Source organism: Tsukamurella sp. PLM1, assembly GCF_023168325.1.
In the GTDB taxonomy this organism is placed as follows: Bacteria; Actinomycetota; Actinomycetes; order Mycobacteriales; family Mycobacteriaceae; genus Tsukamurella.
The window spans coordinates 2,720,774-2,746,138 of sequence record NZ_AP025688.1 but is presented as its reverse complement, the minus strand read 5'-3'; the positions used below and the strand labels follow the sequence as shown (position 1 = coordinate 2,746,138).

The 25,365-nt window shown below is 70.8% G+C and carries 20 protein-coding genes and 3 pseudogenes; 13 read left to right on the top strand and 10 right to left on the bottom strand.

The features are described from left to right. Positions 1–39: 39 nt before the first annotated feature. From MTP03_RS14115 to MTP03_RS14105, 3 genes are read left to right on the top strand one after another with little or no spacing between them, the layout of a single operon-like run. Complete coding sequence (locus MTP03_RS14115) at positions 40–1,083, top strand: C40 family peptidase (RefSeq protein ID WP_248488813.1); 1,044 nt, start codon at positions 40–42, stop codon at positions 1,081–1,083. A 17-nt stretch (positions 1,084–1,100) separates the two neighbouring features. Continuing rightward, entirely contained in the window at positions 1,101–2,819 is a 1,719-nt protein-coding gene (locus MTP03_RS14110; RefSeq protein WP_248488812.1) for an acyl-CoA dehydrogenase family protein, read from the top strand. 57 nt (positions 2,820–2,876) lie between these two features. Beyond that, a complete protein-coding gene (locus MTP03_RS14105) occupies positions 2,877–4,007 on the top strand; it encodes a glycosyltransferase family 4 protein (protein ID WP_248488811.1) in 1,131 nt (376 codons plus the stop codon). Positions 4,008–4,266: 259 nt separating this feature from the next. Here the strand turns inward: MTP03_RS14105 and MTP03_RS14100 are convergent. Beyond that, positions 4,267–6,065 (bottom strand): annotated as a pseudogene (locus tag MTP03_RS14100) (long-chain fatty acid--CoA ligase). A 166-nt stretch (positions 6,066–6,231) separates the two neighbouring features. On the opposite strand from MTP03_RS14100, the gene MTP03_RS14095 reads away from it, so the two are divergent. From MTP03_RS14095 to MTP03_RS14060, 8 genes and pseudogenes are all read left to right on the top strand, one after another. Further along, complete coding sequence (locus MTP03_RS14095) at positions 6,232–6,624, top strand: hypothetical protein (RefSeq protein ID WP_248488810.1); 393 nt, start codon at positions 6,232–6,234, stop codon at positions 6,622–6,624. Next, complete coding sequence (locus MTP03_RS14090) at positions 6,617–7,078, top strand: SRPBCC family protein (protein ID WP_248488809.1); 462 nt, start codon at positions 6,617–6,619, stop codon at positions 7,076–7,078. The genes MTP03_RS14095 and MTP03_RS14090 overlap by 8 nt, the downstream gene beginning before the upstream one ends. 72 nt (positions 7,079–7,150) lie before the next feature. Continuing rightward, positions 7,151–8,323 carry a hypothetical protein gene (locus MTP03_RS14085; RefSeq protein WP_248488808.1) on the top strand — a complete coding sequence of 391 codons (1,173 nt, stop codon included), beginning with the start codon at positions 7,151–7,153 and terminating at the stop codon, positions 8,321–8,323. After that, positions 8,316–8,777: a hypothetical protein gene (locus tag MTP03_RS14080; RefSeq protein WP_248488807.1), complete on the top strand. Its 462-nt coding sequence runs from the start codon at positions 8,316–8,318 to the stop codon at positions 8,775–8,777. Before MTP03_RS14085 ends, MTP03_RS14080 begins: the two co-directional genes overlap by 8 nt. Further along, positions 8,774–9,723: pseudogene (locus MTP03_RS14075) on the top strand (ROK family protein). The gene MTP03_RS14080 and the pseudogene MTP03_RS14075 overlap by 4 nt, the downstream one beginning before the upstream one ends. A gap of 75 nt (positions 9,724–9,798) precedes the next feature. Beyond that, positions 9,799–10,509, top strand: coding sequence for a 1-acyl-sn-glycerol-3-phosphate acyltransferase (locus tag MTP03_RS14070; RefSeq protein ID WP_248492190.1), 711 nt, complete (start codon positions 9,799–9,801; stop codon positions 10,507–10,509). A 10-nt stretch (positions 10,510–10,519) separates the two neighbouring features. Beyond that, entirely contained in the window at positions 10,520–10,996 is a 477-nt protein-coding gene (locus MTP03_RS14065; protein ID WP_248488806.1) for a polyadenylate-specific 3'-exoribonuclease AS, read from the top strand. A gap of 16 nt (positions 10,997–11,012) precedes the next feature. Next, entirely contained in the window at positions 11,013–12,410 is a 1,398-nt protein-coding gene (locus MTP03_RS14060; protein WP_248492189.1) for a class II 3-deoxy-7-phosphoheptulonate synthase, read from the top strand. Here MTP03_RS14060 and MTP03_RS14055 read toward each other — a convergent pair whose 3' ends face one another. Next, positions 12,411–13,370, bottom strand: a complete 960-nt coding sequence (locus tag MTP03_RS14055) for a DUF998 domain-containing protein (RefSeq protein WP_248488805.1) — start codon at positions 13,368–13,370, stop codon at positions 12,411–12,413. Positions 13,371–13,542: 172 nt separating this feature from the next. Here MTP03_RS14055 and MTP03_RS14050 point away from each other — a divergent pair, with 172 nt between their 5' ends. Then, a complete protein-coding gene (locus tag MTP03_RS14050) occupies positions 13,543–15,417 on the top strand; it encodes an acetate--CoA ligase (RefSeq protein WP_248488804.1) in 1,875 nt (624 codons plus the stop codon). Between the two features lie 4 nt (positions 15,418–15,421). Here MTP03_RS14050 and MTP03_RS14045 read toward each other — a convergent pair whose 3' ends face one another. Together MTP03_RS14045 and pknB are read right to left on the bottom strand one after the other, a co-directional pair. Continuing rightward, positions 15,422–16,531 carry a YdcF family protein gene (locus tag MTP03_RS14045; RefSeq protein WP_248488803.1) on the bottom strand — a complete coding sequence of 370 codons (1,110 nt, stop codon included), beginning with the start codon at positions 16,529–16,531 and terminating at the stop codon, positions 15,422–15,424. Between the two features lie 75 nt (positions 16,532–16,606). Beyond that, a pseudogene (pknB, locus tag MTP03_RS14040) lies at positions 16,607–18,795 on the bottom strand (Stk1 family PASTA domain-containing Ser/Thr kinase). Positions 18,796–18,892: 97 nt separating this feature from the next. On the opposite strand from pknB, the gene MTP03_RS14035 reads away from it, so the two are divergent. Then, on the top strand, positions 18,893–19,273 hold the full coding sequence (locus MTP03_RS14035; RefSeq protein ID WP_248488802.1) for an Rv2175c family DNA-binding protein: 381 nt from the start codon (positions 18,893–18,895) through the stop codon (positions 19,271–19,273). Here the strand turns inward: MTP03_RS14035 and MTP03_RS14030 are convergent. From MTP03_RS14030 to MTP03_RS14005, 6 genes are all read right to left on the bottom strand, one after another. Continuing rightward, positions 19,270–19,725: a hypothetical protein gene (locus MTP03_RS14030; protein ID WP_248488801.1), complete on the bottom strand. Its 456-nt coding sequence runs from the start codon at positions 19,723–19,725 to the stop codon at positions 19,270–19,272. The genes MTP03_RS14035 and MTP03_RS14030 overlap by 4 nt on opposite strands. Positions 19,726–19,847: 122 nt before the next feature. Then, entirely contained in the window at positions 19,848–21,443 is a 1,596-nt protein-coding gene (locus tag MTP03_RS14025) for an alpha-(1->6)-mannopyranosyltransferase A (RefSeq protein ID WP_248488800.1), read from the bottom strand. Between the two features lie 26 nt (positions 21,444–21,469). Further along, positions 21,470–22,282, bottom strand: coding sequence for an ABC transporter ATP-binding protein (locus MTP03_RS14020; RefSeq protein ID WP_371820767.1), 813 nt, complete (start codon positions 22,280–22,282; stop codon positions 21,470–21,472). Further along, positions 22,279–23,307, bottom strand: a complete 1,029-nt coding sequence (locus MTP03_RS14015) for an iron chelate uptake ABC transporter family permease subunit (RefSeq protein ID WP_248488799.1) — start codon at positions 23,305–23,307, stop codon at positions 22,279–22,281. The genes MTP03_RS14020 and MTP03_RS14015 overlap by 4 nt, the downstream gene beginning before the upstream one ends. Next, a complete protein-coding gene (locus tag MTP03_RS14010) occupies positions 23,294–24,316 on the bottom strand; it encodes an ABC transporter permease (protein WP_371820766.1) in 1,023 nt (340 codons plus the stop codon). Before MTP03_RS14010 ends, MTP03_RS14015 begins: the two co-directional genes overlap by 14 nt. Beyond that, entirely contained in the window at positions 24,313–25,305 is a 993-nt protein-coding gene (locus MTP03_RS14005) for an ABC transporter substrate-binding protein (protein ID WP_248488798.1), read from the bottom strand. The genes MTP03_RS14010 and MTP03_RS14005 overlap by 4 nt, the downstream gene beginning before the upstream one ends. Between the last annotated feature and the right edge of the window lie 60 nt (positions 25,306–25,365).

The following is a 25,365-nucleotide window of genomic DNA, read 5'->3' as shown; positions in this document are numbered from 1 at the left end:
ACCCGCGTGACGTCAGCTTTGGAAGGACCAGCTCCGCCCGTGCCCTCGATCCCCCAGCACAGTTCCCGCGTCCGGCGCGGCATCGCCGCGTCGGCGGTCATGGTCATGATCGCCGGGCTCACCGTGGTCGGCAGCGCGACGGCCGATCCGGACACCGCGGATGCGGCCCTGAAGCAGTACAAGGAACTGTCGGAGCAGGCGTCGGCCACGAACGAGGCCGCGAAGGCTGCGCAAGAGGACGCCGCCAAGGCCACCGCCGCGAAGCGCGCCGCCGATGCCACGCTGGTTGCGGCGCAGCGCGAGGTCGGCGCCGTGAAGGCGCGACAGGCGGCGCTGCAGCCGCAGATAGACGCGGTCGTGGTCGCGAACTACAAGGGCTCGCGCACCAACCGGACGTACGCCCTGCTCGTGAGCGATTCGCCGCAGCAGATGCTCGACCAGATGTCGACCCTGGACTTCATCAACCGCGACGTGATCGCCACCGTCGACGCCTACAAGAAGTCGAAGAGCGCGGCCGAGTCGGCGGCCAAGCGCGCGGACGACGCGGCCAAGGCGGCGGAGTCCACGCGGACCGACGCCGAGAAGAAGGCCTCGGACCTGCGGGAGAAGAAGTCGAAACTCGCCCGCGAGGTGGCCCGGATCAAGGCGATCTACGATCGCCTGACGGGCGCTCAGCGCGGCTCGCTGATCGGCCCGCCCACACCGTTCGACCCGAGCAAGGTACCGGCCGGAAGCACCGCCGAACTCGCCGCGGTGCGGGCCGCGCTGACCCGCGTCGGCATGCCGTACTCGTTCGGCGCCACCGGCCCAGGCCAGTTCGACTGCTCCGGGCTCATGGTGTGGGCCTACCAGCAGTCCGGCAAGTCGCTGCCTCGCACCTCGCAGGCACAGTTGGCGGGCGGCCAGCCGGTCTCCCGTGATCAGCTGCAGCCCGGCGACATCATCGTCTACTACGCTGCCGCGACCCACGTCGGGATGTACGTCGGCGACGGCAAGGTCGTGCACGCGTCGACCTACGGCGTGCCGGTGAAGGTCGTCCCGATCGATTCCGCGGGCCCGTACAAGTCGGCGGTTCGTTACTAGCGGGTAGCCTGTGGGCCATGTCCCGCATCCTGCTGAACCCGCACACCGCCGACTACGCGCAGTTCGACCCGGAGACCCGGCGCCTGCTGCGCGCCACGGTCGACTTCTTCGAGGGCTACGGCAAGGAGCGGCTGCTGCGCGCCGATCTCGAGGCGGAGTGGGTCACGGACTTCCTCGAGTTCGAGAAGCGGGAGAAGCTGTTCGCCACCTTCCTCACGCCCGCCGCCTACGCCGACGGTGACCCGAACCGGCGGTGGGACGCCGCCCGCAATGCCGCACTGAGCGAGATCTTCGGCTTCTACGGCCTCGCCTACTGGTACGCCGAGCAGGTCACGATCCTCGGCCTGGGGCCGATCTGGATGAGCGCCAACGAGGACGCGAAACGCCGAGCGGCGCAACAACTCCTGGACGGGGGCGTGATGGCGTTCGGCCTGTCCGAGCGGGAGCACGGCGCCGACGTGTACAGCACGGACATGATCCTCACGCCCACCGGCGACGGCGGCTTCACCGCGTCCGGCACCAAGTACTACATCGGCAACGGCAACGTCGCGGGCATGGTCTCCGTGTTCGGGCGCCGGGCCGACGTGGAAGGACCGGAGGGGTACGTCTTCTTCGCCGCCGACAGCGGCCACCCCGCGTACCGGCTCATCGACAACGTGGTGCACGGCCAGATGTTCGTCTCGACCTTCGAGCTCGTCGACTACCCGGTGACCGAGGCGGACGTCCTGCACACGGGGCCCGAGGCGTTCGCGGCGGCGCTCAACACCGTCAACATCGGCAAGTTCAACCTGTGCCACGGCTCGATCGGCATGTGCGAGCACGCCTTCCACGAGGCGATCACTCACTCGAACAACCGCATCCTGTACGGCAACCCGGTCACCGACTTCAGCCACGTGCGCGGCAACTTCGTCGACGCCTACGCGCGCCTCGTCGCGATGAAGCTGTTCAGTGACCGGTCCGTGGACTACTTCCGCAGTGCGAGCCGCGACGACCGCAGGTACCTGCTGTTCAACCCGATGACCAAGTCCAAGGTCACCTCCGAGGGCGAGAAGGTGCTCACCCTGCTGCTGGACGTGGTCGCCGCCAAGGGATACGAGAAGACCACCTACTTCCACCAGGCGAACCGGTTCATCGGATGGCTTCCGCGGCTCGAGGGCACGGTGCACGTCAACGTCGCGCAGATCCTCAAGTTCATGCCCAACTACCTGTTCAACCCGAAGGAGTACCCGGAGATCGGGACGCGCACGGACGCGGCCGACGAGGCGTTCTTCTTCGACCAGGGGCCGCTCGGCGGTGCCGGCAAGGTGCAGTTCGCGGACTGGACGAAGCCGTACAAGGCCGCCGCGGACGTGCCGAACGTCGCGACCTTCTACGAGCAGGCGCAGGCGCTGCGCACCCTGCTGCAGACCGCGCCGCCCAGCGCCGAGCAGGCCGAGGATCTCGACTTCGTCCTCGACATCGGGCACCTGTTCTCGCTGGTCGTCTACGGCCAGCTGATCCTCGAGCAGGCCGCTCTGACCGGCCTCGACCGGGACGTGCTCAGCCGCATCTTCGACGTGCTCGTCCGCGACTTCTCGGGCTACGCGATCGGCGTCTACGGCAAGCCCTCCGCCACGCCGGCGCAGCAGGACTGGGCGCTCGGCGCGGTCCGCCGCCCGACCGCCGATCAGGCCGCGTTCGATCGCGTGTGGCAGCAGGTCGCCGAGTACGACGGCGCCTACGAGATGCGTCCGTAGGGCCTGTCGGCGGGGCGTGTGCCCGACGGTGCCCGCCCCGCCAGTACGGTTGACCCCATGCCGCGCACGCTGCTGGTCACCAACGACTTCCCACCCCGCCCCGGCGGGATCCAGACGTACCTCCAGGCCTTCGTCCGGCAGCTGCCTGCCGACGAACTGGTGGTGTACGCGTCGCGCTGGCGCGGTAGTGAGGAGTACGACGCGGCGCAGCCGTTCGAGGTGGTCCGGCACCCCACCTCACTGCTCGTGCCCACGCCCGACGCGTTCTCCCGCGCCCGGGATCTGGTGCGCGGCCACGACATCGAGACCGTCTGGTTCGGTGCCGCCGCGCCGCTCGCGCTGCTCGGCGCCCCGCTGAAGGACGCGGGGGCGCTGCGGACCGTCGCGTCGACGCACGGGCACGAGGTGGGCTGGTCGATGTTGCCGCCCTCGCGGGCGTGCCTGCGCCGCATCGGCGACACCACCGACGTGACGACGTACGTCAGCAAGTACACGCGCGGCCGGTTCGCCGCGGCGTTCGGCCCGCGCGCCGCGCTCGAGCACCTTCCGCCCGGCGTGGACACGGACGTCTTCCGGCCCGACGATGCCGCCCGCTCGGCTCTGCGTGCGCGGTACGGGCTGGGGGAGGACGAGCCCGTGGTGCTGTGCCTGTCGCGGCTGGTGCCGCGCAAGGGGCAGGACATGCTGATCCGCGCGCTGCCGCGGATCCGGAAGCAGGTGTCCGGTGCGAAGCTGATGATCGTGGGTGGCGGCCCGTACGCGGAGACCCTGCGCAAACTGGTGCGCGAGGTGGGCGTCGAGGACCAAGTGATCTTCACGGGCGGGGTGCCGTTCGACGAGCTCGCCGCGCACCACACGGTGGGCGACGTGTTCGCGATGCCCTGCCGCACCCGTGGCGCCGGACTCGACGTGGAGGGGCTCGGCATCGTCTTCCTCGAGGCGTCCGCGACCGGGAAGCCCGTCGTCGCCGGAGATTCCGGTGGCGCCCCGGAGACGGTGTGGGAGGGGGAGTCCGGGCACGTGGTGCCCGGCCGCGACGTCGAGGCGATCGCCGACGCCGTTGCGGGCCTGCTCGCCGATCCCGACCGCGCCGCGGCGATGGGCGCGCGCGGCCGCGAGCTGGTGGCCGAACACTTCGACTGGCGCCGTCTCGGCCACCGGCTCCAGACCTTGCTCAACCCGTTCTGATCCGCAGTGATGTCGTGGTGGTTGCAACAACTTTCCCCCGAGTGGGCTGTGCGCCGTGGGTGTGACACCAACCCGTCGCTCATGGTCCCCGTCCTCACTCCGCGTCCGTCCGCTGCCGTATCGCCCGGAGCGGCTCCGACGTCGTGATGATCATCGGTGGGCCGAGTCACGCGGGGGCGAGCCGCGCCGCGCGCCGTCGGATGGGAGAACAGAACCGCCGCACCGGGAGCCGGTGCGGCGGTTCGTGGTTCGTCTGTGATCAGGCGTAGATGTCCGCGATGTCGTCGGCGTACTTCTGCGCCACGACGTTGCGCTTGACCTTCATGGTCGGGGTCATCTCGCCGGTCTCCTCGGAGAAGTCCTCCGGGAGGATACGGACCTTCTTGATGGCCTCGGCCTTGGACACGGTGTCGTTCGCGACGGCGACGGCCTTGTCGATCTCGGCCACCAGGTCGGGGTCGTTGCGCAGCTCCGCGACGGTGGCCGCCTCGGGCTTGCCGTTGGCCGCCTTCCACTGCGGGAACGCCTCGGGATCGATGGTGACGAGCGCGGCGATGAACGGCTGCGCGTCGCCGACGACCATCGCCTGGGAGATCAGCGGGTTGCCGCGCAGCGCGTCCTCGAGCCCGGCGGGCGAGACGTTCTTGCCGCCCGCGGTCACGATCAGTTCCTTCTTGCGGCCGGTGATCGACAGGTAGCCGTCGTCGTCGATCGAGCCCAGGTCGCCGGTGTGGAACCAGCCGTCCTCGACGGCGGCCGCAGTGGCCTCCTCGTTGTGCCAGTAGCCGCGGAAGACGACGGAGCCCTTGAGCAGGATCTCGCCGTCCTCGGCGATCTTCGCGGCCTGGCCGCCCAGCGGACGCCCGACGGTGCCGATCTTCTGCGCGCCCGCGACGTTGACCGTGATGGCCGCGGTGGTCTCGGTGAGGCCGTAGCCCTCCATCACCGTGACGCCCACGCCGCGGAAGAAGTGGCCGAGCCGAGCGCCCAGGGAGCGCCGCCGGAGATCGCGACCTTGCAGTTCCCGCCGAGCGCGGCCTTGAGCTTGCCGTACACCAGCTTGTCGAACAGGGTGTGCTTCGCCTTGAGCAACAGCCCGGCGCCGCCGGCGTCCTGCGCCTGGCTGTACTCGATCGCGGTCTGCACTGCGGCGTCGAAGATCTTGCCCTTGCCGCCGTCCACGGCGCTCTGCTGCGCGGAGGCGTACACCTTCTCGAACACCCGCGGCACCGACAGGATCAGCGTGGGCTTGAAGATGGAGAACTGCGGCACCAGGTTCTTGGTGTCGTTGAAGTGGCCCACCAATGCGCCGCCCTTGAAGCACGCGATGTTGACGGCACGGGCCAGAACGTGGGCCAGCGGCAGGAACATGACGTTGGAGCCGCCCCGGATGGCGTCGCCGAACGGCGATGCGAGGATCGCCTCGGCCTCGCTCATCAGGTTCGAGTGCGTGAGCTCGCAGCCCTTCGGGCGGCCAGTGGTGCCGGAGGTGTAGATCAAGGTGGCCAGGTCGTCGGCGGTCACCCCGGCGCGGCCCGCGTGGACCTTCTCCTCGGTGATCTCGGAGCCCTCGGCGGTGAGCGCGGCGACGGCACCCTGCTCGCCCTCGGCGGGATCGATCCGCAGCACCCGCTTGACGTTGTGCAGGTCCGTCAGTTCCGCGACCTCGGCGGCCTGCTTGGAGCCCTCGATGATCATCAGCACCGCGTCGGAGTCCTGGAGGATCCAGTCGATCTGACCAGCCGAGCTGGTCTCGTACACCGGCACGGTGACCGCGCCCACGGCCCAGATCGCGAAGTCGATCACGGGCCACTCGTAGCGGGTGGACGAGACCAGCGCCACCCGGTCTCCCGGCTGCACGCCCTGCGCGATCAGGCCCTTCGCGACGCCGAGGATCTCCTGCTCGTACTGCTTCGTGGTGACCGGCTGCCACTCGCCGCCCACGAGCCGCTTGACGCGGACGCTCTGTGGGGCGGTGCGGGCCGCGTCGAAGACCACGTCGACCGTGGAGGACGCGGGGTCGATGGTGTAGTTGGCGGGGACGCTGATCTCGCGCACGGATCCTCCGGGTCGCTTTCGGTGGTTTGTGGTGAACCTTACACCGCTGCAAATCCGATGTTCCGGCGCTGAGGGAGCCCGGCACCGTCGGGCGGGAGCGGTGCGACGAGCGCTCGAACGGACCCGGCACCGTCCGCCCCGGGAGCGGATGTGTGAAGCTTAAGGGGTGAGCACCATCCAAGTGGCCGACGTCGCGTTCGTCGCCGCCCACCCGAGCGCCGTGGCCGCCGCGATGGCGGGCGCGCAGCGGTGGCGCGGTTGGTTCCCGGACCTGCGCCTGTCCGTCACCGAGGACCGGGGGGAGCTCGGCCTCCGCTGGAAGGTCGACGGTCCGCTGACCGGCACCTCCGAGTTCTGGATCGAGCCGCACCTCGACGGGAGCCTGCTGCATTACTTCCTGCACGCCGAGCCGGCGACGCCGATGACCCCCGAGCAGATCGTGGCGCAGGTGCGCGAGCGCCGGGTGCGCGGGCACGACGTGATGTTCGACGTGAAGTTCGCCGCGGAGGACGGGCGCGTGCTGGGTGGCCCGGCGGCGGGAGAGGTCGACCGTGTCTGACGCCGAACGCACCCGCGAATCGATCGTGATCGACGCGGCGCCGGAGCGGATCATGGCCGCCATCTCGGCGTTCGACCGCTATCCCGAGTGGGTTTCGGCGGCTCGTGAGGTGACCGTCCTCGAGACCACCGGCGCCGGGCGGCCGCGCCGGGTGCGATTCGTGCTCGAGGAGGGCTTCCTGCGCGACACCTACGAGCTCGAGTACACCTGGGAGCCGGGCGGCCGCTCGGTCTCGTGGGAGCTGGCGGCCAGCACGCTGCAGAGCACGCAGCACGGCCGGTACGACCTGACGCCCACGACGGACGGCGCGACCACCGTCACGTACACGCTCGAGGTGACGCTGCAGATCCCCATGCTGGGGATGTTGCGCCGTAAGGCGGAGAAGGCGATCACCGACACCGCTCTCAAGGAGCTCAAGCGCCACGTCGAGGGCGAGCAGGCGGCGCAATCCTGATGTCCGAGAACGCAGCAGCGGCCGGGCCCGGGTGCTGCTGGTGGCCGGCGCCGGGGAGCGGGTAGGACGACGGTGGCGGTCGCGTTCGCCGCGCGCGCGGCGGCGCGCGGCCGGACCCTGCTGGTCACTGTCGGGCGGGTCCCCGATCCCCTGCTCGCGGACGGGACCGGCCCGTTCGATCACGTGCACCTCAATCCCGTCGAACTGCTCGCGCAGTGGTGGGAGTCGCTGGCCGCCACGGTGAAGGCGGGGCGCGGCCTCGTCGACGACGAGAAGTCGCCGGGTGGGCAGGGATTCGACCCGTTCGCGCTGGAGCCGCCGGAGCTCACCGGTCTCGCCGACGCCGAGCACGTGCTGGTGCTGCGCGCGATCCGCGGACACGCCGAGTCGGGGCGGTACGGCACCGTCGTCGTCGATGGACCGGGCTTCGACGGGCTCGTCTCCCTCCTGACGGCGCCCGCGTCGCTGGGCGCGTACCTCGAGCGCGTGTGGCCGCGGCACGTGCGGCTCTCCGGCCCGGGCTCGGGCGCCGCGACCGGCTCGCTCGCGGCGCTGCTGCTGGCCGAGCCGGTGGCCGGGCTGGCGGATCAGCTCGCCGCGTTCGTCGCCGACCGCTCAGCTCTCGAACTGCTCTACGTGTTCACCGGCGACGGGGGCCGGCCGCAGCGCGCCCGCGACGAGCTCGCCGCGCTGGAGGTACTGGGCCTGCGGCCCGTCGCGCTCGTGCTCAACCGCCTCTTCGCCCTCGACGACCGGTTCGCGCTCGACCTCCCGCATCCCGCGGTGCGGGTGGTGCGCGCGCGGGTGGCCGCGCAGGACGACGCCCGCGAGGTCGCCTCGGAGTTGTCGACGGTGCTGAACCGTCCGGTGCTCGAGGCCGCCGAGACCGCCGATCCGGTCCGCACGCCGGCGGACGCGGCCGCGCTCGACTTCGACCCGTCGACGGTGCTCGACGCCGCGCCCGCTTTGCCGCCCGCCCCCGAGGTGCACAGGCTGGACGACGGCGAGGACCCCCGTGGCCTGGACGCGCGCTACGAGTGGGTGCTGCCGCTGCCGCTGGTCGACCCGGCGACGATCGGGCTGGGGCGGGTCGAGGAGGACCTGCTGGTCGATGCGCAGGGTGTGCGCCGCCGGATGCGGCTACCGTCTGTGTTGCGCCGCTGTGTCGTGGCGGGTGCGACCTATGTGGAAGGGGAGTTGCGCGTGAGCTTCACCCCCGATCGCGAGGTCTGGCCCGGTGGCTGACTCGAAACCCGACCCGTCCGAGGAGTTCCTCGCGGCCGCGACCCGCCTGTTCGAGACGGCGCGGCCGTGGATCGCGGCGGGCCTGGCCGAGCACGCCGCTCACCCCGACGGTGACCCCGGCGCGTGCCGCCTGTGTGCGTTGGGCGGCGCGGTCGCCCGGCACATCGAGCCGTTCGCGACCGAGGCGTCGAAGTCGTTCGGGCAGTTCGCCGATGAGGTCCTCGCCGACCTGCTCGAGCTCGCCGAGGAGTTGCTCGGCAGCGCGCGGGTCACCTTCGCCGCGGTCGCGGCGGATTACCTGAGTACGGTGGGCCGCGCACCGTCGGAGCCCGAGAACCAGACGGGCGTGCCGGAACCGGCGCCCGGGCCGGCGCAGTCCTCGCAGACCACGGGGTACGAGCGGATCGTGATCGACCTGCCCGGCGACGGTGAACACGACGGGGATGGCGCATGACGCTCACGATCGGGATCGACATCGGCGGCACCTCGGTGCGGGCCGGGGTGGTGACGGAGGACGGCACCGTCATCGACACGGCGCGCGCCGAGACGCCGCGCAGTGCTCGTGCCCTCGAGCGCTGCCTGGACCGAGTGGTGCAGGAGTTGTGTGTGGAGCACGACGTCAAGGCCGTGGGGCTCGCCGTCGCGGGCTTCCTCGACCCCTCCCGCGAGACGGTGGCGTTCGCCCCGCACCTGCCGTGGCGCGACGCGAAGGTGCCGTCGGAGATGACCGCGCGCGTGGGCATTCCCGTGGTGATGGAGCACGACGCGAACGCCGCCGCCTGGGCCGAGCACGTCTACGGGCCGGCGCGGCAATCGCGCGTGACGTGCGTCGTCGCGCTCGGCACCGGCATCGGGGCGGGGCTGCTGATCGACGGTGCGCTGTACCGCGGGGCGTTCGGCGTCGCCCCGGAGCTCGGGCACCTGCAGGTGGTGCCCGAGGGAGGCCGTGCGACTGCGGCAAGTCCGGGTGCTGGGAGCGCTACTGCAGCGGCACCGCCCTGGTGGAGACGGCGATCGACCTCATGGGCGGGTCGGGCTCGCGGGGCGTGCTCCTGGCGCGCGAGCTGTCCGACGATCCCGGTTCCCTGACGGGCCGCAAGGTGGCGGCCGCCGCCGAGGCGGGCGACCCCGTGGCGCAGGAGGCGATGGGCGAGCTGGCGCGTTGGCTGGGCGTGGGCCTGGCGATGGTGAGCGATGTGTTCGACCCGGACCTGATCGTGCTCTCCGGCGGCGTGGGCGCCTCGTCGCGGCTGTTCCTCGACGATGCCCGCGAGCACTTCGCACAGCAGCTCACGGGCGCGAAGTACCGCCGCAAGCCCCGGATCCGGGCCACGGAGCTGGGCGAACGCGCCGGCATGCTCGGCGCCGCAGCCCTGGCGCGGGATGCCGTCGCCCGCTGATCGCGGGGCGGAGCGCCGCCACCGTCGGTAGAGTGAAGCCCGACACGTCGGGTGGTCGATGGAGAGCTGGGCGACATGTGGTGGATGGTCTTCAAGTGGGTGCTGATCGGGCCGGTGCTGCGACTGCTCGGCCGGCCGCGGGTGGTGGGGCTGGAGAACCTGCCGAAGGACGGCGCCGCGATCCTCGCCAGTAACCATCTGGCGGTGATGGATTCGTTCTTCCTGCCGCTCATGGTGCCGCGGCCCATCAAGTTCCTGGCCAAGAGCGAGTACTTCACGGGCAAGGGCCTCAAGGGCGCGTTCAAGAAGTGGTTCTTCTCGTCGGTCGGCTGCATCCCCATCGTGCGCGGCAGCGCGAGCGCGGCGCAGGACGCGCTCAATGCGGGCGTCGGCGCGCTCGAGAAGGGCCAGCTGCTGGGCCTGTACCCGGAGGGCACCCGCAGCCCCGACGGCCGGCTGTTCAAGGGCAAGACCGGCATGGCCCGCATGGCGCTCGAGACGGGCGCGCCGATCATCCCGGTGGCCATGGTCGACACCGAAAAGTTCAACCCGCCGGGCTCCACCCTGCCGCACCCCACCCGCGTGCAGGTCCGCATCGGCCGGCCATTGGACTTCTCCCGGTTCGAGGGCATGTCCGGCAACCGGTTCATCGAGCGCGCCATCACCGACGAGGTCATGTACGAGCTGATGAAGCTCTCCGGCCAACCGTACGTGGACGTGTACGCCCAGGACGTCAAAGACGGTGTCGTCGTGCCGGGCGAGGAGCGCGAGGCGGGCGCCGCGTAGCGTCGACCCCGTGAAGTACTTCTACGACCTCGAATTCATCGAGGACGGCCGGGTCATCGACCTGGTCTCGATCGGCATCGTCGGCGAGGACGGGCGCGAGTTCTACGCCGTCTCCACCGAGTTCGACCCCGAGCGCGCCGGGCCGTGGGTCCGCGCCAACGTGCTGCCCAAGTTGCCGCCGCCGGCCAGTAGGTCGTGGCAGTCGCGCGCGGCGATCCGCGACGGGGTGCTCGACTTCCTCACCGCCGGCCCCGGCGACGTCGAGCTGTGGGCGTGGGTGGCGGCCTACGACCACGTCGCGCTCTGCCAGCTCTGGGGTCCGATGACGGCGCTGCCGCGGTCGATGCCGCGGTTCACGCGCGAGCTCAAGCAGCTGTGGGACGAGCGCGGCCGGCCCCACCTGCCCCCGGCACCGTCGGACGCCCACGACGCGCTCGCCGACGCCCGGCACAACCTGGCGAAGTACCGGGCGATCATGACCGCGTAATCTTGCTCACGTGGCAGTGAACTGGACCGTCGACGTCCCCATCGATACCCTCCCCAAGCTTCCGGCTCTCCCGGGTGACCTGCGCGAGCGTCTCGACGCCGCGCTGGCCAAGCCCGCGCTGCAGCAGCCGAGCTGGCCGCGGGAGCAGGCGGACGCGATGCGCACCGTGTTGGAGTCGGTGCCGCCGATCACCGTGCCGCCGGAGATCCAGGCGCTGCAGGACCAGCTGGCCGAGGTCGCGCTGGGGCGCGCCTTCCTGCTGCAGGGCGGCGACTGCGCCGAGACGTTCGTCGACAACACCGAGCCGCACATCGCCGGCAACATCCGCACCCTGCTGCAGATGGCCGTCGCGCTCACCTACGGCGCGTCGATGCCGGTGGTAAAGGTCGCGCGGATCGCCGGCCAGTACGCCAAGCCGCGGTCCTCGGACACCGACGCGCTGGGACTGACCAGCTACCGCGGCGATATGGTCAACGGCTTCCCGCCCGAGGAGGCCGTCCGCAGGCATGACCCGTCGCGCTTGATCCGCGCGTACGCCAACGCCTCGGCTGCGATGAACCTGGTGCGCGCCGTCACCGGGTCCGGCATGGCCGACCTGCACAAGGTGCACGAGTGGAACCGCGAGTTCGTCGCGAACTCGCCGGCCGGGGCGCGGTACGAGGCCCTCGCCTCCGAGATCGACGGTGGCCTGCGGTTCATGGCCGCGTGCGGCGTCGAGGACCGCAACCTCAAGTCCGCCACCATCTTCTCCAGCCACGAGGCGCTGGTGCTGGACTACGAGCGCGGGCTGCTGCGCCTCGCGGACGACCCGGACGATCCGGCGGCCCAGCAGGTGCTCTACAACCTGTCGGCGCACTTCCTGTGGATCGGGGAGCGCACCCGCCGGCTCGACGGTGCCCACATCGCCTTCATGGAGCTGATCAACAACCCGATCGGCGTGAAGATCGGCCCCACGACCACCCCCGAGCAGGCGGTGGAGTACGTCGAGCGGCTCGACCCGAAGAACAAGCCGGGACGGCTCACCCTCGTCTCCCGGATGGGCAACGGCAACGTGCGCACCGCGCTGCCGCCGATCGTGGAGGCCGTCGAGGCGACGGGCCACAAGGTGATCTGGCAGTGCGACCCCATGCACGGCAACACCCACGAGTCGTCCACGGGGTACAAGACGCGCCACTTCGACCGCATCGTCGACGAGGTGCAGGGCTTCTTCGAGGTGCACCGCGCCATCGGATCGCACCCCGGTGGCGTGCACGTCGAGCTCACGGGCGAGAACGTCACCGAGTGCCTGGGCGGCGCGCAGGACATCTCCGACGCGGATCTCGCCGGCCGCTACGAGACCGCCTGCGACCCGCGCCTGAACACCCAGCAGAGCCTCGAACTGGCCTTCCTCGTCGCGGAGATGCTCCGCGGCTGATCACACGGTGTAGCGGAGCTCCCGGGCGGCGGATCCGCCGGCCGGGAGTCCGTCCTCGCCGCAGGGTAGCAACGTCAGGGCGTCGCCCCGCGCCACGCCCATCCGGATGTCGGACAGGTCCTGCTGCGACCACGGCTCGCGGCGGAGGAACATGTCGTCCAGGCCCTTGACGAACCAGGACGCCGAGAACGCCAGGATGCCGACGACCTCGGCCACCCAGAGCGGGCCGAGGTGGAGCGGCAGCGTCGCACGCGCCCGCGCCGCGAGCAGGCACAGCGCGCCGGCGGCCACGATCGTCACCGCGCACCCGAGGTGGAACCGCCACCCGGCGCGGTTCGACAGTTGCGCGAGGAGACGCCGCACCCACCCGCTCCCCGGCGGGGCGGCCGCCGGCCGCTGGAAGGTGTTGCTGCGGTCGTGTAGCGCCGTCGTGACGCACATGAGGACGAACAGCGCGAACACCACGAGCGCGGCTACCGCGTGCACCAGGGCCGTCCGGTCGGCACCGAACGCGAGTTGGAGGGGCGTCGCGACCGGCGGCCTCGCGCCCGCGCCGCACTCGCCCGCGGGGATCGCCCCGGGGAGCCGGGTGGGGAAGGCCGCGACGGCGATCGCCGCGATGCCGGCGACGGTGCTCAGTGCGTTCGCAGCCGATCGCCGATTGAGCTTGTACGAGAACAGCAGGAATCCGACGATGCCGAGGCCGATCACGAAGATGTCCCGTGCCCCGGAGTGGTAGTAGACGCTGAGTGAGTCCCGGACCCGGACGCAGTACTCGCCCGACGTGGCGAAGTCCACGACGATGAGCGCGACGGGGAGCAGCAGCCCCACCGCGCCGCCGTAGAACCTGATGATGAGCAGCGACCGCACGGAGTTCCACTCCTCGATCGCCCGCCGATCCTGCGTGGGCATGGTGTCCAGGGCGCACCTGCGGTGCGTCCCGTCGTTCGTCTCCGTCATCGCGACTCCCTCCGCCGTGCAGGCCCGCAGGTGCGGTCGCCCGGAGGCTAACCAGGTGCGGTCGCCCGGAGGCTAACAAGGCCCCGGGTCGGTCGCCCGGCTTCCCGATGAGGTGGGCCACAGATCGCCGGAATCACCCGCCGCGCCACTGGTCTCCTGGGACCATGCCCCCATGGGTGCCCACGCCGACGAATACCGCCGCAGCATGACCGATCCGGAGGGTTTCTGGGCCGAGCAGGCCGCCGCGATCGAATGGGCCGTGCCGCCGACGCGGGTGCTCGACGATGCCGGCGCCCCGCTGTACCGGTGGTTCCCGGACGCCGAGCTGAACACGTGCGTGAACGCGGTCGATCGGCATGTCGCGGCGGGGCGGGGCGATCAGCCCGCCGTGATCCATGATTCAGCGATCACGGGTGAGGTGCACACGCTCACGTACGCGCAGCTGCTGGAACGGGTCGCGAAGTTCGCGGGCGCGCTCGCGGAGCTCGGTGTGGCCAAGGGCGATCGGGTGGTGATCTACCTGCCGATGATCACCGAGGCGGTGGTCGCGATGCTGGCGTGCGCGCGGATCGGGGCGGTGCACTCAGTGGTGTTCGGGGGCTTCGCGGCGCCGGAGCTGGCGGCGCGGCTCGACGACGCGGAGCCGAAGGTGATCGTGACCGCGTCGTGCGGACTCGAGGGCAGCAAGGTGCTGCCGTACCTGCCGATCGTGCACGCCGCGATCGACCTGGCCACAGTGAAGCCGTCCGCGGTGCTGGTGTGGCAGCGGCCCCAGCTCACGGCGGAACTCGGTGCGCTGGATCACGATTGGGCGCGGGCAGAGGCGGCGGCGCAGCCCGCCGCCGCGGTCGCGGTGCGGGCGACGGACCCGCTGTACATCCTGTACACGTCGGGCACCACCGGTAAGCCGAAGGGCGTGGTGCGCGACAACGGCGGACACGCGGTGGCGCTAGCCTATTCGATGCGGGCGATCTACGACGCGCACCCGGGACAGGTGTGGTGGACGGCCTCCGATGTGGGTTGGGTCGTGGGCCACAGCTACATCGTGTACGCGCCGTTGCTGATCGGCGCCACGACGGTGGTGTACGAGGGCAAGCCGGTCGGCACGCCCGATGCGGGCGCGTTCTGGCGGGTGATCGAGCGGCACGGCGTGAGCAATCTGTTCACCGCACCGACGGCGCTGCGCGCGATCCGCAAGGAGGACCCGGAGGCGGACTTCGTTGCGAAGTCGGACATCTCGAGCCTGAGGACGCTGTTCATGGCGGGGGAGCGGCTGGATCCGGACACCTACGAGTGGGCGTCGGCGAAGCTGGGCGTGCCGGTGATCGACCACTGGTGGCAGACCGAGACGGGCTGGCCCATCGCCGCGAATCTGCGTGGCGTGGAGCCCATGCCGATCAAGCCGGGCAGTGCGACGGTGCCCGTCCCCGGCTTCGGGGTCCGCATCGTCGACGATGCCGGACAGGATGTCGCCGCCGGAGCCGAAGGTGCCGTGGTGATCTCGCTCCCGCTGCCGCCCGGCACGCTGCCGACGCTGTGGGGCGCGGACGACCGGTACGTCGACTCGTATCTCGCCACCTACCCGGGCAACTACCTGACCGGCGACGGCGGCTACCTCGACTCCGACGGCTACCTGTTCGTCATGGGCCGCACCGACGACGTGATCAACGTGGCGGGCCACCGGCTCTCGACCGGCGCGCTGGAGGCGGCGATCGCCCGCCACCCGGCCGTAGCCGAATGCGCGGTCATCGGTGTGGCGGATCAGCTCAAGGGGCAGATTCCGCGGGCGCTGGTGGCGCTCAAGGCCGGCGGCGACTGGGACCACGACACGGTGCGCTCCGAGATCGTGCAGCAGGTCCGCGAGAGCATCGGCGCGGTCGCCGCGCTCAAGGAGGTCGCGATCGTCGCGGCCTTGCCGAAGACCCGGTCCGGGAAGATCCTGCGGCGCAGCATGCGCGCCATCGCCGAGGGCCGCGACGAGGCGGTCCCGTCGACCATCGAGAACCCGGCAGTCCTCGACGACCTGCGCGGCGTGCTCCGCGGGTGAGGCCTCAGCGCTGCAGCAGCGGCGCGCTCCGGTAGCTCCACAGGCCGATGGTGCTCAGCGCGTCGCGGTAGATGCTGCGCAGTTCGTCCGCCGACGGAGTCGTCAGCTCGGCGAGCGGCTTGTCCACGGCCGCCACGGAACTCACGGTGAACGTGGCGGGCAGGTTCTCCCGCGCGGCCAGCACCAGGTCGACGGTGCCGCGCCGCACGTGGCTCGCGGAGCTCACCACGATCGCGTGCCCGACCCGCTTCGTGGCGAGCACGTACGAGCTGTAGAGCGCGTTCTCGACGGTGGTGCGGGCGAAGTTCTCGTCGGTGATCCGCGCGGCGTCGACGCCCCGCTCCACGAGCCAGTTCTTCATGAGCGCGCCCTCGGTGTTCCCGGCCTGCTCCACGCCGCCGGTCACCACGATCGGCGCGGCGGGCACGGCGCGCGCCACCTCCAGGGTCTTCTCCAGCCGCTGCAGGAGCGGCGCGTCCATCGTGCCGTCCTTCTTCAGCGCGTATCCGAGCACGACGATGCCCGTGTCCGGCGGCGCGCTCGCCGGGGCGGCGTCGGTGATCGGGGTGCGTACGGCACCGTCGATCGCGGCGAACAGCGCCTCGACCTCCGGGACGCGGTCCGGCGCGACCCGGCGCAACTGCTCGACCTCCGCGGCCGAGCCCGCGGCGTCGCCGAGGAAGCGGTTCCACACCGCGAGGTAGGTGTGCGCATCGTCGTCGTCCGGCGCGAAGGTCAGCACCGTGCGGTACAACTCCACGGCACCCTGGACGTTCTTCTGCGCGATCCGCGCCGACGCCGCGCTGAACAGCAGGTCCGCCCGGTAGGGCGCGAGCGCGGAGGCCTCCAGTAGCTTCTGCTCGACGACCGCCATGTTGTCGACGGTCTTGTCGGTGTTGCCCGCGGTGGAGGTGCGGGTGGGATTGTCGAAGGTCTCCTTCGCCTCGGCGAGCAGCGCCGCGACCTGGCTCGCGACCCCGCGGGCGGCGGCCGAGGTGGACGCCGCGGAGGACGCCGGCGCACCGTCGGACGAGTTGGACGTGCAGCCGGCGAGGGCGATCGCGCCGACCGCAGCGAGGGCGACCGCGCGGGTGAGGACGGAGGTCCGGTTCATGATGCCCACGCTAGCGGGCGGCTCGCGTCCCTGCCGGCGTTCCCGGGGGAGGCGAAGCCGGCGCGCGGGTGGCGGCTACGGAATCGCCGTGATCGTCACGGTGGACCCGGCTTTCACGCGCGAGCCGCCGCCCGGGTCCTGCCAGATCACCTGCGAGTTGTCCGAGGCGAAGATGCCGTTCACCTTCACCTGCAGGCCCGCGTCCCGCAGCGTCGACCGGGCCTGGCCCACGTTCATCCCCGTCACCGACGGCACCGTGACCCGGGCCGCGAGGGTGACCGTCACGCGGTTGTTCGACGGGTCGACGCGCGCGCCGGCGGAGGGGCTGGTGGACGTGACGACCGAGCCGGATCCGTTGTCGCCCGTCAGTTCCGCCGACAGGCCGGCGTTCGAGAGCATCTGCTGCGCCTCCGACGCGGACTTGCCGGTCACGTCGGGCACCGTCAGCGCGTTCGAGACGAGCAGCGTGACGCTGCCGCCCTTGTTCACCTGCCCCGACGGGTCGGTGCCGAACACCTTGCCCGCCTCGGTCGACGAGTCGAACTGCTGCTTGGTCTGTTTCACCGTCAGACCCGCCGAGCGCAGGATCGACGTGGCCTCGTCCGGCGTGCGGCCGCGGACGTCGGGGATGTTCACCGGTTGATTGCCCGCTGAGGCGACCACCGTCACCGTCGAACCGACGGCCACACGTGTGCCCGGCGTGGGCGAGAGGCCGATGACCCCGCCCTGCGGGATGTCGCGGCTGAACTGCGCTGGCCCGCGCTTGGGCACCAGGCCGCTCTCGCGCAGCAGCTTCTCGACGTTCTCGGGGCTGTCGCCGGCCTGGAACTGTGGCACCACGGGGCGGCCGCGCGAGTATTCGACGGTCACGGTGCCGAACCGGCTGATCCGGCTGCCGGCGGCGGGGTCGAGGCCGGTGACGGTGTTCTCGGTGATGTCGTTGCTGTACTTGCCGTCCAGCGCGACGTCGAGGCCCGCGTCCTTGATCGCCCGCTCGGCCGCCGCGCGGTCCATGCCCGTCACGGTGGGCACCGTCGTGAACTGGCCGGACGCGAACCACCAACCGCCGAACGCCAGCAGCAGCGCGACGAGCGCGATGATCGCGACCACGATCCACGACTTCGCGCGGCCGCGGCGCGGTGCGACCCGCTGCGGCGGCGCCGTCTCGGCCGGCAACGGCTCGTGCATCGTCTCGGCCCGCGTGTGGTGGACCGGGACGGGTGGTAGGGCGGCGGTCGGCGGCCCGACGGTGCGCGGTGCCGCGACGGGTGCCACGGGCGGGGGCGTGGCATCGGGCATCAGGGCGCCGGTGGGCTCGGCGGCGGCCGGGATGAGGGGCTGGCCGCGCTGCGCGTCGTACATCGCGGCGGCGGCCCGCTGCTCCGCGCTGGACCGCGGCGCGGGGACGGTGAACGGCGGCAGGTCCAACTCGTCCGCGATCGTGGTGAGGGCGTCGGCCATCGCGAAGCCGTCGGCGTACCGGCGCGACGGGTCGCGGTCGGTGGCGCGGGCGACGAACTCGTCGAACTCCGGCGGCACCCCGGCGATCGCGGCGCTGGGCGGCGGGACGTCGTTGTGCAGGCGCTGGTAGGCGAGCGAGATCGCCGTATCGCCGGTGAACGGCACCTGCCCGGTGAGCAGCTCGTAGACCAGGATGCCGCTCGAGTACACGTCCGAACGCGCGTCGGCGTTGCCGGACTCCACCTGCTCCGGCGAGAGGTAGGCGGCGGTGCCGAGGATCACCGACGAGCTCGTGACCGAGGCGGCCGCGATCGCGCGGACGAGGCCGAAGTCGGCGACCTTGACCTCGCCGCCGTCCGAGATGAGTACGTTCTCGGGCTTGACGTCGCGGTGCACCAGGCCGGCCCGGTGCGCGGTGCCGAGGGCGGTGAGCACGGGGCCCATCACCGCGGCCACGGCGTGCGGGGCATGGGCCCGCGCTCGCCCAGCAGCTCGCGCAGCGTGCCGCCGGTGACCAGCTCCATCACCAGGAAGGCCAGGTCACCGTCGACGCCCTGGTCGTACACGGCCACCAGGCCCGGGTCCTTGAGCTTGGCGACGGCGCGGGCCTCGAACTCGAACCGCGAGACGAACTGCGTGTCCGCCGCGTACTTCGGGTCCATCACCTTGATCGCGATCGGACGGTCGAGCCGCAGGTCGAGGCCCATGTAGACGGTGGACATGCCGCCGCGCGCGATCACCGCATCGATGCGGTAGCGGCCCTCGATGCGGGCACCGATCAGCCGGTCGCGGGGAGTGTTCACCTTCTCCTAGTCCTCTCGTGTGTCACGGTGTCGACAGTTCAGCCTAGCGACCCCGGGGTGAGAAGGTCCGAATCCACACGCTCGGTACAGTGTGACGGTGAGCTCGATCCCATTCGTCAGCGACGATCTGCTGCCCGAGGGCACCGACACCTACAACACGTCCACCGTGGCCAAGGGCCTCGGCGTCTCGCAGTCCAAGGTGCTCCAGCTGCTCCGCGATCACCAGCTGATCGCCGTGAAGCGCGGCGGCGACGTGCACATCCCCCGGTTGTTCTTCGGCGAGGTCGACGGGCGTTTCGCCATCGCCAAGCACTTCACGGGTCTGCTCAGCGTGCTCCGCGACGGCGGGTTCCGCGACGACGAGATCATGCGCTGGCTGTTCGAGCAGCAGGAGGACCTGGGCGACTGCCCCGCCGAGCTGTTGCACACCGATTCCGCGCGCGAGGTCATCCGCCGCGCGCAGTCGATGGCGTTCTAGCGGCGCCCGGATCCGACCGGCGCGGCACGGCGGGGCTCTGGGTTCGCCGGGGGCGGAGATCGAGCGTGCTTTCTCGCAAGGGGCTCGACCCGCCGACCCTGTGACCGCATTCGCACAGGAACGGCCTCGAACCCCTCGAGGCGCGGCCCCGTCACCAGGGCTACGGCGAGATCGGACTCGCCGGAGCGCAGCGCCGCGACCGGGTCATCCACGATGACGTACTCGATCTGCAGCTCGTGTTCTCGATTCCACCGCGTGACCTTGCCCTCCAGATGGTCGGGCAGGCCGATCTCCGCGGTGCGGGTGATCGTGACGGACTGCTTCGGGGTACCGCTCAGCGAGTCCAGTTCATCGAGTTCCGCCACGATCCGCTCGATGACGGCGAGTGCCTGCAAGCCGGTGGGGGCCGGTGAGGCGCCGCCGGGGCCGCGCTCGAACAGCGGGAATCCCAACCGACTCTCGGTCGTGGCGACATACCGGCACCGACAAGTCGGGGAGTGCGGGGAACGTTCGGCGCCCCGGCTATGCGGACTTCGCATGGCCGATCGTCCGGGCAGCGCCGTGACCTGCGCTTTCAAGGCATGCCGAAACCGCATAACAGATTTGACGAGACGCCGTCCCCATGGCGGGAGTCCCTGCGCCGCCGACTCGCGCAGCTCGTGTCTACACCGCGGGTGCCAGGCCGAGCTTCGGCCGCACCTGCAGCGGGTCCGGGCGCAGCAGCGACCAGCCGGCCAGGGCGCCCAGCGCGGCCGCCAGGGCCACGTTCCACAGCGAGTAGAGCCCGATCGACCCCGTGGGCATGAACACCGCCATGAGCCACACCGAGAGGCCGGCGATGATCGCCAGTGTGCGCCGCGACCAGGTGAACGCCCCGGCCACGGCCAGCGGCCAGGTGTAGTACCAGGGCAGCGACGCGGGAGAGCACGCACACCGCGAGCAGCCCCAGCAGGATGCCCATCACGTTGCGCCGCTCGTCCTGCCGGAACCGCCACCACAGCGCCACCAGCGTGATCGCCAGCGCGGCGATGCCCAGCGCGCGGGTCACGATGAGGATCGGCGCCAGGTGCAGGTCCGTGAACGGTGCCGCGGCGAACGCGAACAGCTGCGCGATCGCCGTCGGCAGGGTGATGTAGTTGATGATCTTGATCGACCCGGCGAGCGCCGTGGTCCAGCCCAGACCCACGCCGGCGATCAGCGAGAACGCCGCGAACAGGCCCACGAACAGCGCGATCGACGCGCCGATCGCCGCGCCGTACGAGCGAGCCACGCCCTCGTCGGGGCGGTCCCGGCGCCGGTGGTGGTACCAGATCCACACCACGAACGGCAGCGCGATCGCGGCGGTGCCCTTGACCGCCACGGCCGTCACGATCACGGCCACGCCGATGAGGTGCCGCCGGTCGAGCACCAGTGCAATACCCGCCACCATCAGGCCCACCATGAGCGCCTCGTTGTGCACGCCGCCCACCAGGTGCACGATCACCAGCGGGTTCAGCACCGCCAGCCACAGCGACACCGCGGGCTGCGTCCCGAAGTGCCGGGCGAGCTTCGCCACGCCCCACACCGACAGCGCGATCCCCGGCAGCATCACGAGCCGCAGCGCGATCACCCCGGCGAGCACGTTGTCGCCGAGCACGCCCGTGACCACGCGGGCGATCAGGATGAACAGCGGACCGTACGGCGCGGTGGTGGTGGTCCAGATCCCGCTCACGTCGTCCAGCAGGCCGTTCGGGTTCATCACGGGGCCGTCCACGTACGGGTCGTAGCCGTCGCGCAGCAGCGCGCCCTGCGCCAGATAGCTGTATGCGTCCCGCGAGTACAGGGGCACGGCCACGAGCAGCGGAACGATCCACAGGGCGACGGTGCCGGCCACCTGCCGGGCCTCGGCGCGCCCGGCGAGCGCGGCGCGCCCGAACCGGATCCACGCGATCATCAGGAGCGCGATGCCCGCCCAGAACAGCACCGAGCTGAGCACCAGACCGTGCCCGAACCGCAGCCACGACAGATGCGTCGCCTCCAGCTGGGTGTCGTGCACGCGCACCGCACCGGCGCCGAAGCTGCCCACCGTGGCGAGCACGGCGCCGAGCAGCCCGAGCAGGGCGGGGCGGCCCTCGGCCGACCGCAGGAACGCGCTGTAGCCGCGCAGCGCGGCCTGAAGTGATCCGGACATCCCCGCCAGTCTAGGCCGCGGCACCGTCAGGCCAGACCCGCGTACACGGCCACCGGGCCGCCCTGAAGGTGGTGCACGGCCACGGGGGTCTCGAAGATCTCCGTCAGCAGATCGGCCGTCATGATCTCCGACGGTGCGCCCGACGCCGCGATCGTGCCGTTCTTCAGCGCCACGATCCGGTCGGAGTACGCGGCCGCGAAGTTCAGGTCGTGCACCACCAGGATGATCGTCTTGCCCAGTTCGTCGGCGGCGCGGCGGAGGCGGCGCATCATGCTCACCTGGTGGCGCATGTCGAGGTTGTTGAGCGGCTCGTCGAGCAGGATCACGTCCGTGTCCTGTGCGAGCGTCATCGCCACGAACGCCCGCTGGCGCTGGCCGCCGGACAGTTCGTCGAGGAACCGGTCCTCCAGGTCGGTGAGGCCGAGGAAGCCCAGGGCCTCGTCGACGTGCCGTACGTCCTCGGCGGTCATGCGGCCGCGGCTGTGCGGGAACCGGCCGAACGCGACCAGATCGCGCACCGTCAGGCGGGCGTTGACGCCGTTCTCCTGCCGGAGGATCGCGAGCTTGCGCGCTACCGCGGTGGGCTTCATCGAGCGGATCTCGACGCCGTCGAGCAGCGCGGCGCCGGCGTCCGGCGTCAGCAGGCGGCCCAGGATGGTGAGGAGCGTCGACTTGCCCGCGCCGTTGGGCCCGACCAGTGCCGTGACGCCCCCGCGGGAGAACTCGCCGGAGACCGGGCCGAGCACCACCGTCTCGGCGTACTTCTTCGTGAGGTCGGTGAACGCGATCGCGGGGAGCGTGGCGATCGCGGAGTCGGTGTCCTTCACGGTGTCTTTCACATCGTCCCCCTTCGGCGGAACAGCATGGCGAGGAACAGGATGCCGCCGGCGAACTCGATGATCACGGTGAGCATCCCGTTGGCGTAGAACACGTTGTGCAGGATGAACTGGCCGGCCGCGAGCATGATCACGCCGATCAGGAAGGCCATCGGTAGCGTGGCGCGGTGTCGCCAGTCGCCCGCGAGCTGGTAGGCGAGCGTGGCGATGATGAAGCCGAAGAACATCATCGGCCCCACGAGCGCGGTGCTGATCGACACCAGCACGGCGATGAGCACCAGCGCCAGCGTGAGCTCGCGCTGGTGGTTCACGCCGAGGCCCATCGCCGGATCGCGGCCCAGCAGCAGCACGTCCAACACGCGGCGCCGCCGCCACACGACGACGCCGACCACGAGACAGGCGATCCCCGCGATCGGCAGTAGGTCGGCGTTCACCGCGCTGAGCCGGCCGTACAGCTTGATCGAGAGCGCGTCGAATTCGGTGGGGGAGAGCAGGCGCTGCAGGAATTCCGCGAACGCGCGGAACGCCAGCCCCAGCACGACACCCGCGAGGAGCAGCAGGAACAGGCTCGCGAACCGGCCCGAGAACAGCCAGCCGTAGAGCACCGCCGCGAACATCACCATCGCCGCGGTCTGCGCCACGAACTGCGGCACGGAGTCGCCGTTGTCGACGAACCGGCCGCCCACCAGGAACACGCCCACGGTCTGGATCAGCACGTACAGCGAGTCCAGGCCGATGATCGACGGGGTGAGGATCCGGTTGTGCGTCACGGTGTGGAAGAGCACCGTCGCGACCGCTCCGCAGAAGGCCGCGATCACGATCGCCGTCGCGGTCCGCACCCGCCGCTCGAACGAGAGCCCGAACTGGAAGTCCCAGCGCAGCACGTCGTCCGCGCCGGTGCGCATCAGCAGGTACACCGTCAGCGCCACCAGCGCGAGGGTCGCGGCGATCGCCATCCGGGTGCGCCAGCCCACCCGGCTCGCGCCCGCGCTGACCGACGGTCCCGCCGTTGCCTCAGAGAGCGACACGGTTCCTCCTCGACAGCACGATCACGAGGAACGTGGCCGCGCCGATCACGCCCATGATCACGGACACGGGGATCTCCATGGGCCGAACGACGACCCGTCCGATCAGGTCGCAGCCCACGATGAGCACGGTCGCGAGTATCGCCACCCAGGGCAGCCCGCTGCGCACGTCGTCGCCGCGCAGCGCGCTGATGATGTTCGGCACCACGAGGCCGAGGAACGGGATGAAGCCGACGACCACGCTGGTGACGCCCGACGCCAGCGCGACCATCGTGACCCCGACGCCCATCGTGAGTCCGTAGCGCAGGCCGAGCGACGTCGCGACGTCCTTGCCCAGTCCGGCGATGGTGAAGTAGTTGGCCAACAGGTAGGTGGCCACCGCGATGATCGCGACGGCCCACAGTGGCTCGTAGAAGCCGCGCACGATGTGTGCGAAACCGCCGGAGCGCCAACTCACGACGGCCTGCAGCAGATTCGCTCCGATAGCGAGGTACGTGGTGATGGCGCTGACCACCGCGCCCAGCATGAGGCCGACCAGCGGGACGATGGCGGACCGTCGGGCGCGGATCCGGGAGATGAAGCCCAGGAAGATCAGCGTGCCCAGGAACGCGGTCGCGGTGGCGACGATCATGCGCACCACGGGCGTCGCGCCGGGTAGGTACAGCATGCACAGCAGCACGCCCAGGCCCGCCCATTCGGCGGTGCCGGCGGTGGTGGGCTCGACGAAGCGGTTCTGCGTGAGGCGCTGCATGATCACGCCGGAGAAGCTCATCGCGAGGCCCGCGAACACCAGTGCGGCGGTGCGCGGGACACGGGAGATGAAGAACATGCGCCACATCTCATCGTCGCCGGCGAGCAGCCCCGCGAGGGTGATGTGGTACTCGCCGGTCATCAGCGACAGTGCCAGCAGCACCACGCACGCGACGGCGAGCGCGGGGAGCGCGACGCGCCCCAGGCGGGTCCCCTTCCGGGAACCCGCCTGGGGCGGTGCGTCGGTGGCGGTCGCCGTCACTTCTTGGCGGCCATGGCCTCAGCCAATGCGGCGTAGTTCTGGCCGTAGTCCTGGATGCCCTCACGGAGGTAGAAGTCGTTGTCCAGGTAGTAGATCCGGTCCTTCTGCTGGAACTCGACTCCTGCGAACGCCTGCTGCGCCTTGAAGGTCTCGGCGGCGGTCTGCGGCGTGCTGCCGTCGGTCGGCGGCACGGCGGCGTCGCGGTCCATCACGATGACCCACTGCGGGTTCGCTTGAGCGATGGCCTCGGGGGTCAGGCCCGAGTTCTGGTGGTGATCGCCGGCCTGGCCCGCGAACACGTCCTTGAGGTTGAGCGGCGCGATGAACGGCTGCATGCGCTTGGCACCGTTGTCGATCTTGCCGCCGTTGACGATGGACAGGAACACGCTCTGGCCTGTGGCCTGTGCCTTCGCGGCGTCGAGGCTCTTGTCGAAGTCGGCCACGATCTGCTTGGCCTGCTCGTCCTTGCCGAAGATCTTGCCCAGGGTGATGGTCGAATCGCGCATGGTCTCGACGCGGCCCTTGGGCGCGCCGTCCTCGGCGGCGATGTCGATGAAGGCGGCGCCGGTCTTCTCGGCGATCTTCTTGATGTCGCCCTCGGCCTTCGCGAAGCGGTAGCCGCCGATGATGAGGTCGGGCTTGACGTCCTCGATGACATCGAGCTTCGGCTCCGCGTGGGTGCCCGTGTCCTTGATGTCCGCGTTGGAGATCCAGTCGCCCAGCACGCTCTTGGCGAACAGGCCCTTGGGGATCGCGACCGGGGTCACGCCCATCGCCTTCACGGTCTCCGCGCTCGTGTTGTCGAGGACCACGACCCGCTTCGGGTTCTTGGGGACCTGCACCTCGCCCTTGTTGGTGCTGACGGTGATCTTCTCGCCGGCGGCGGGGGCCTCGTCCTCGGCGCTCGTGGTGGAGCAGCCGGCGAACACGAGGCTCGCGGCCATCAACGCGGCCGCGAACGGGGCGGCCTTGCGGGTGCGGGTGAACATGCGGTGGCGTCTCCTTTACCAACTGTTAGGTAAACGGAACCATACCCAGTGGTGGCTAGG